Annotated in this window: 1 protein-coding gene; it reads right to left on the reverse strand. The window is 50.1% G+C overall.

The window, feature by feature from the left end:
- Positions 1 to 1332: AAA family ATPase (locus A1351_RS08315; RefSeq protein WP_157096208.1), on the reverse strand; the 1332-nt coding region annotated here is incomplete at both ends.

Below are 1332 nucleotides of genomic sequence, written 5' to 3' on the forward strand. Positions count from 1 at the left end.
ATTTGGTACTTCAGCCTCCGTTGAATAAACGCAGGCCGCGACCCTTCAAGAACCTTGACGACGTGTCCGTTCGTGCTGGGATTTTCAATCGAACCGCCTTCGTAGCTGAAGTGGTATCCTTTTACCTTGTCGAGGCGCACGTAAACGATTTGCTCCGCGTCAGCACCCACCGCAAGATTGGGGTTATGGGTTACGAGAATGACCTGCCTGGACTTCTTCGCCTCCCGGATACATTTCGCGAGCACGGCGAAGATACTGTCGTTGTCGAGATTGTCCTCCGGTTGATCAATAACGAGTGGTGTATTGTCCATATCGAGGTGGAGGTAAAATACGAGTAAGAGCAGACCTTTTTCTCCAGGCGAAAGCTGGTTGAGATCCTTTCCTCCTAGTCGCAGCTCATAGCGAGCCTCGAAATATTCAAGTGAATAAAGGAAGTTGTAGAATTCTTTAATGTCTTTCGCCTGTCGATTAATATCATGCGTCTTCATTGCGCCGATAGCGCCATCGACAAACTCCAGAATGCTGGGTAATGAATTCCAATCCACTCCTGAAAGCCTTCGACGAAGTTCGGAATCGCCCTCTGCGACACCGCGAAAAGGACCCATGACGTTTTGATTGAGATGATCGAAAAAATTGGTACCAAACTTGGGCGATGGCACGAAGGAGGCATCAACTGAAACCTTGAAATCTCCTGTACTAACTGTTGCCAATCTGCTCTCGACCCTGCTCTTTAGACCCTCGTAGAAGATCTTAATTTTCTTTTTGCACTCAAATATTGACGCGGACAGCTCATTTCGGTCCGAATAAGCCTTTTTCAGTTCCGCCGCCAATTGTTCATCAATCCTCTTAATCCGCGCTTCGAAATCAGCGACAGTTCCCGCTGTTGGTGCGTCCTTGTCGCCCGAAATATCGGCGATCTTCTGATCGATTTCCCGGATGGCCTGTATGTATTTTTGATATCGTTGCTGGGGGGCCGACAGTGCCTCCCTCAGACTGGCGATACCAGCGGCAACCGACTGCCGCGCTGTGCGGAGGTCGGGGATGCTAATTAAAGTCGAAAGGTCGGTCTCTGCTGAAAACGCGATCTTTCCGTCCTTTTCAAGCGCTGTGATCGCGGCAGTGATGTCGGCGGTCCTCTCCAAGATAGCGCTAAGATCAACCGTGACTTTTAAGGCAGCATCGAGATCAAACCCGAGGAACCCATATCTTTCGCTGATCGTGGCCTTCTCGGATTCAACACGAGACTTGATTGCCGTGATTTGTTCGGCAAGCTCGTTCAAAGCCTGCAATTCCTTTTTGTCGGCCCCCAAGTGACCGGCCGCTTCTTTTTCT

It is taken from the genome of Methylosinus sp. R-45379 (assembly GCF_001644125.1).
Taxonomy (GTDB): Bacteria; Pseudomonadota; Alphaproteobacteria; order Rhizobiales; family Beijerinckiaceae; genus Methylosinus.